We start from the raw sequence: 5,723 nt of genomic DNA, 5'->3' as shown, positions 1-5,723 counted from the left end.
GTGTTCGGGGTAAGGCCCCTGGCGGTGACCTGTTGCTGCGACGATCGGCAATCGTCGCAGCAACAGCCGACCAAGAAAAAACCCCCACCGTGTCGGGTGGAGGTTTTTGGGATAAAGCCCCTGGCGGTGACCTACTCTTGCATGGCAAAGCCACACTACCATCGGCGCATGCGCGTTTCACTTCTGAGTTCGGGATGGGATCAGGTGGGACCACGCCGCTATGGCCGCCAGGGAAGGGGTTGAAGCAGCGCATGGAGCGCCGGCTTCAATCTCTGGGGCAAGGCCCTTTTGAAGAGTCCGCCACGGATGGCGGGTTTTGCTCTTCGTGAGAGGACCTCACGACAAATACATGTAAACGAGTGACAAGCGTCTGGGTAAATCGAATCGGGCTGCATTAAAACCCGCGAAGCCACTTGGGGTTATATGGTCAAGCCGCACGGCTCATTAGTACAGGTAAGCTCAACGCATTGCTGCGCTTCCACATCCTGCCTATCAACCACCTGGTCTTGATGGTGCCTTGAGGAGAGTCAAGCTCTCGGGAGATCTCATCTTGGGGCGTGCTTCCCGCTTAGATGCTTTCAGCGGTTATCACTTCCGTTCATAGCTACCGGGCAATGCCTCTGGCGAGACAACCCGAACACCAGCGGAACGTCCACTCCGGTCCTCTCGTACTAGGAGCAGCCCCCCTCAAATCTCCAACGCCCACGACAGATAGGGACCGAACTGTCTCACGACGTTCTGAACCCAGCTCGCGTACCACTTTAAATGGCGAACAGCCATACCCTTGGGACCGGCTACAGCCCCAGGATGTGATGAGCCGACATCGAGGTGCCAAACACCGCCGTCGATATGAACTCTTGGGCGGTATCAGCCTGTTATCCCCGGAGTACCTTTTATCCGTTGAGCGATGGCCCTTCCATACAGAACCACCGGATCACTAAGACCTACTTTCGTACCTGCTTGATCCGTCGATCTCGCAGTCAAGCACGCTTATGCCTTTGCACACAGTGCGCGATGTCCGACCGCGCTGAGCGTACCTTCGTGCTCCTCCGTTACTCTTTGGGAGGAGACCGCCCCAGTCAAACTACCCACCATACACGGTCCCTGACCCGGATTACGGGCCGAGGTTAGAACGTCAAGCACTTCAGGGTGGTATTTCAAGGATGGCTCCATGCAAACTGGCGTCTGCACTTCAAAGCCTCCCACCTATCCTACACAGAAGAACTCAACGTTCAGTGTAAAGCTATAGTAAAGGTTCACGGGGTCTTTCCGTCTTGCCGCGGGAACGCTGCATCTTCACAGCGAATTCAATTTCACTGAGTCTCGGGTGGAGACAGCGCCGCTGTCGTTACGCCATTCGTGCAGGTCGGAACTTACCCGACAAGGAATTTCGCTACCTTAGGACCGTTATAGTTACGGCCGCCGTTTACTGGGGCTTCGATCAAGAGCTTCGCCTTGCGGCTGACCCCATCAATTAACCTTCCAGCACCGGGCAGGCGTCACACCCTATACGTCCACTTTCGTGTTTGCAGAGTGCTGTGTTTTTGATAAACAGTCGCAGCGGCCAGGTTACTGCGACCCATCAACGCTCAGTCACGCACGTGACCACGTCGATGGGCGCACCTTCTCCCGAAGTTACGGTGCCATTTTGCCTAGTTCCTTCACCCGAGTTCTCTCAAGCGCCTTGGGATTCTCACCCTGCCTACCAGTGTCGGTTTACGGTACGGTTCTTCTACAGCTGAAGCTTAGTGGCTTTTCCTGGAAGCGTAGTATCAGTCACTTCGCCCAAAAGGGCTCGTCATGAGTGCTCGGCATAAAGGATCCCGGATTTGCCAAAGATCCATGCCTACCGCCTTTCCCCGGGACAACCAACGCCCGGTAGACCTAACTTTCTCCGTCCCCACATCGCACTGTAGAAAAGTGCGGGAATATTAACCCGCTTCCCATCGACTACGCATTTCTGCCTCGCCTTAGGGGCCGACTCACCCTGCGCCGATGAACGTTGCGCGAGGAAACCTTGGGCTTTCGGCGGGGGGGCTTTTCACCCCCCTTATCGTTACTCATGTCAGCATTCGCACTTCCGATACCTCCAGCATGCCTTACGACACACCTTCACAGGCTTACGGAACGCTCCTCTACCGCGCACATTGCTGTGCACCCCGAGCTTCGGTGTCTAGCTTAGCCCCGTTAAATCTTCCGCGCAGACCGACTCGACCAGTGAGCTATTACGCTTTCTTTAAAGGATGGCTGCTTCTAAGCCAACCTCCTGGCTGTCTATGCCTTTCCACATCGTTTTCCACTTAGCTAGAACTTGGGGACCTTAGCTGCGGGTCTGGGTTGTTTCCCTTTTCACGACGGACGTTAGCACCCGCCGTGTGTCTCCCGGATAGTCTGTCCTGGTATTCGGAGTTTGCCATGGTTTGCTAAGTCGCGATGACCCGCTAGCCATAACAGTGCTCTACCCCCAGGAAGATTCGTCCGAGGCGCTACCTAAATAGCTTTCGAGGAGAACCAGCTATCTCCGAGTTTGTTTAGCCTTTCACTCCTATCCTCAGCTCATCCCCATCTATTGCAACAGATGTGGGTTCGGTCCTCCAGTGCGTGTTACCGCACCTTCAACCTGGCCAAGGATAGATCACTCGGTTTCGGGTCTACTGCCAGAGACTATGCGCCCTATTCAGACTCGATTTCTCTTCGCCTCCCCTATACGGTTAAGCTTGCCACTGACAGTAAGTCGCTGACCCATTATACAAAAGGTACGCAGTCACCCTTGCGGGCTTCCACTGCTTGTACGTATACGGTTTCAGGGTCTATTTCACTCCCCTCTCCGGGGTTCTTTTCGCCTTTCCCTCACGGTACTAGTTCGCTATCGGTCAGTCAGGAGTATTTAGCCTTGGAGGATGGTCCCCCCATGTTCAGACAAGGTTTCACGTGCCCCGCCTTACTCAATTTCATATCAAGTGCCCTTTCGTCGACTGGGCTATCACCATCTATGGCCGGGCTTTCCATCCCGTTTGACTAGAACACAAGATACTTTTGGGCTAGTCCGCGTTCGCTCGTCGCTACTGACGGAATCTCGGTTGATTTCTTTTCCTCCGGGTACTTAGATATTTCAGTTCCCCGGGTTCGCCTCGCATGACTATGTATTCATCATGCGATACCGCTTGCGCGGTGGGTTTCCCCATTCGGACATTGCCGGATCAAAGCTTGTTGCCAGCTCCCCGACACTTTTCGCAGGCTGCCACGTCCTTCATCGCCTCTGACTGCCAAGGCATCCACCGTATACGCTTAGTCGCTTGACCATATAACCCCAAGTCGCCTCGGGGCATGCACCCTCCTCAGGTGCAGCCAAGTTACTTCGTTTTCGTGCCTTAACACTTGCCTCGGTTCGGTTCGAACCAAGACGCTTGTCACTCGTTTACGTGTTTTCAAAGAACATCGTGCCGGCCTCAATGCCGGTCGATTTCAAAATCTTTCGTGTGCTGATACTTCACGCGGCCACCGGAGTGGTGGAGCCAGTCGGGATCGAACCGACGACCCCCTGCTTGCAAAGCAGGTGCTCTCCCAGCTGAGCTATGGCCCCTTGAGGAGTCCGCCCGGGACGGCGGTCTTGATCTGCCCTTCGCGGATGGATCCGCGTGAGGTGATGGTGGGTCTGGGTGGACTCGAACCACCGGCCTCACCCTTATCAGGGGTGCGCTCTAACCACCTGAGCTACAGACCCATGAAAGGTGAACCCCAGAACCCGCGAGCCAAGCCCCCTGGGCAAGTTGCCTAGAACCCGATTCGAAGCCGCTGTTGATGAAGAGTCCGGCCACGGATGGCCGGTCTTGATCTTCGCTCTTCGCGACAGGATGTCGCGTGAAGTACAGGTGTCTTGTGTGGACGTCTTGCACCGATCGGTGCGACGTGTCGTTCTCGAAAGGAGGTGATCCAGCCGCACCTTCCGATACGGCTACCTTGTTACGACTTCACCCCAGTCATGAACCACTCCGTGGGCGTCGTCCTCCTTGCGGTTAGACTAACGCCTTCTGGAGCAACCCACTCCCATGGTGTGACGGGCGGTGTGTACAAGGCCCGGGAACGTATTCACCGCGGCATAGCTGATCCGCGATTACTAGCGATTCCGACTTCATGGAGTCGAGTTGCAGACTCCAATCCGGACTGGGATCGGCTTTCTGGGATTGGCTCCACCTCGCGGTATTGCAACCCTCTGTACCGACCATTGTAGTACGTGTGTAGCCCTGGCCGTAAGGGCCATGAGGACTTGACGTCATCCCCACCTTCCTCCGGTTTGTCACCGGCAGTCTCCTTAGAGTTCCCGACATTACTCGCTGGCAACTAAGGACAAGGGTTGCGCTCGTTGCGGGACTTAACCCAACATCTCACGACACGAGCTGACGACAGCCATGCAGCACCTGTGTTCCGATTCCCGAAGGCACTCCCGCATCTCTGCAGGATTCCGGACATGTCAAGGCCAGGTAAGGTTCTTCGCGTTGCATCGAATTAAACCACATACTCCACCGCTTGTGCGGGCCCCCGTCAATTCCTTTGAGTTTCAGTCTTGCGACCGTACTCCCCAGGCGGCGAACTTAACGCGTTAGCTTCGACACTGATCTCCGAGTTGAGACCAACATCCAGTTCGCATCGTTTAGGGCGTGGACTACCAGGGTATCTAATCCTGTTTGCTCCCCACGCTTTCGTGCTTCAGCGTCAGTGTTGTCCCAGATGGCCGCCTTCGCCACTGATGTTCCTCCCGATCTCTACGCATTTCACCGCTACACCGGGAATTCCACCATCCTCTGACACACTCTAGCTAGCCAGTATCCATTGCCATTCCCAGGTTGAGCCCGGGGATTTCACAACAGACTTAACTAACCGCCTACGCACCCTTTACGCCCAGTAATTCCGATTAACGCTTGCACCCTTCGTATTACCGCGGCTGCTGGCACGAAGTTAGCCGGTGCTTATTCCTCAGGTACCGTCAGACTGCACACGTATTAAGCATGCAGATTTCGCTCCTGATAAAAGTGCTTTACAACCCGAAGGCCTTCTTCACACACGCGGCATTGCTGGATCAGGCTTGCGCCCATTGTCCAATATTCCCCACTGCTGCCTCCCGTAGGAGTCTGGGCCGTGTCTCAGTCCCAGTGTGGCTGATCATCCTCTCAGACCAGCTAGCGATCGTCGCCTTGGTGGGCCATTACCCCGCCAACTAGCTAATCGCACATCGGTTCGTCCTGCCGCGCGAGGCCTAAAAGGTCCCCCGCTTTCTCCCGTAGGACGTATGCGGTATTAGTCCCGGTTTCCCGAGGTTATCCCCCACGTCAGGGTAGATCCCGATGCATTACTCACCCGTCCGCCACTCGCCACCCAAGGAGCAAGCTCCTCTGTGCTGCCGTTCGACTTGCATGTGTTAGGCATGCCGCCAGCGTTCAATCTGAGCCAGGATCAAACTCTTCACTTAAGTTTTCGATCGTCCGAAGACGATCTATCTTTCTGAAGCGTATGTTCCCAACCATTGAAACTCATTACTGACTTTCTTTGGTGGGACGCTTGCATTGCTTGGACAGGTCACTACCCATCAACGCAAGACGTCCACACAATTCACCTGCGCACACTGTCAAAGATCTTCCTGCCCGATCCTCTTGCGAGGATCGCCCCGTGACCTTTCGTCCCGGGTGAGCCGCCCATTCTACATCGCTTTCCGAGGCCGTCAACAC

Annotated in this window: 2 tRNA genes and 3 rRNA genes; all 5 read right to left on the bottom strand. The window is 55.4% G+C overall.

Annotated features, from left to right (window positions below):
- Window positions 1-118: 118 nt before the first annotated feature.
- The 5 genes from rrf to B1991_RS17715 all read right to left on the bottom strand — a co-directional run bounded on the left by rrf (window position 119) and on the right by B1991_RS17715 (window position 5,467).
- A 5S ribosomal RNA gene (gene rrf / locus B1991_RS17735) occupies window positions 119-232 on the bottom strand.
- A 191-nt stretch (window positions 233-423) separates the two neighbouring features.
- Window positions 424-3,302: ribosomal RNA gene (locus B1991_RS17730) — 23S ribosomal RNA — on the bottom strand.
- A gap of 205 nt (window positions 3,303-3,507) precedes the next feature.
- Window positions 3,508-3,583 (bottom strand) — tRNA-Ala (locus B1991_RS17725).
- A gap of 64 nt (window positions 3,584-3,647) precedes the next feature.
- Window positions 3,648-3,724, bottom strand: a tRNA-Ile gene (locus tag B1991_RS17720).
- 197 nt (window positions 3,725-3,921) lie between these two features.
- Window positions 3,922-5,467 (bottom strand): 16S ribosomal RNA (locus B1991_RS17715).
- Together the 16S, 23S and 5S rRNA genes with 2 tRNA genes alongside form the textbook arrangement of a ribosomal RNA operon.
- Between the last annotated feature and the right edge of the window lie 256 nt (window positions 5,468-5,723).

Source organism: Rhodanobacter lindaniclasticus, from assembly GCF_004799035.1.
In the GTDB taxonomy this organism is placed as follows: Bacteria; Pseudomonadota; Gammaproteobacteria; order Xanthomonadales; family Rhodanobacteraceae; genus Rhodanobacter; species Rhodanobacter lindaniclasticus.
Note: the sequence above shows the minus strand (reverse complement) of the source record. Positions and strands in the feature narration are given on the sequence as shown.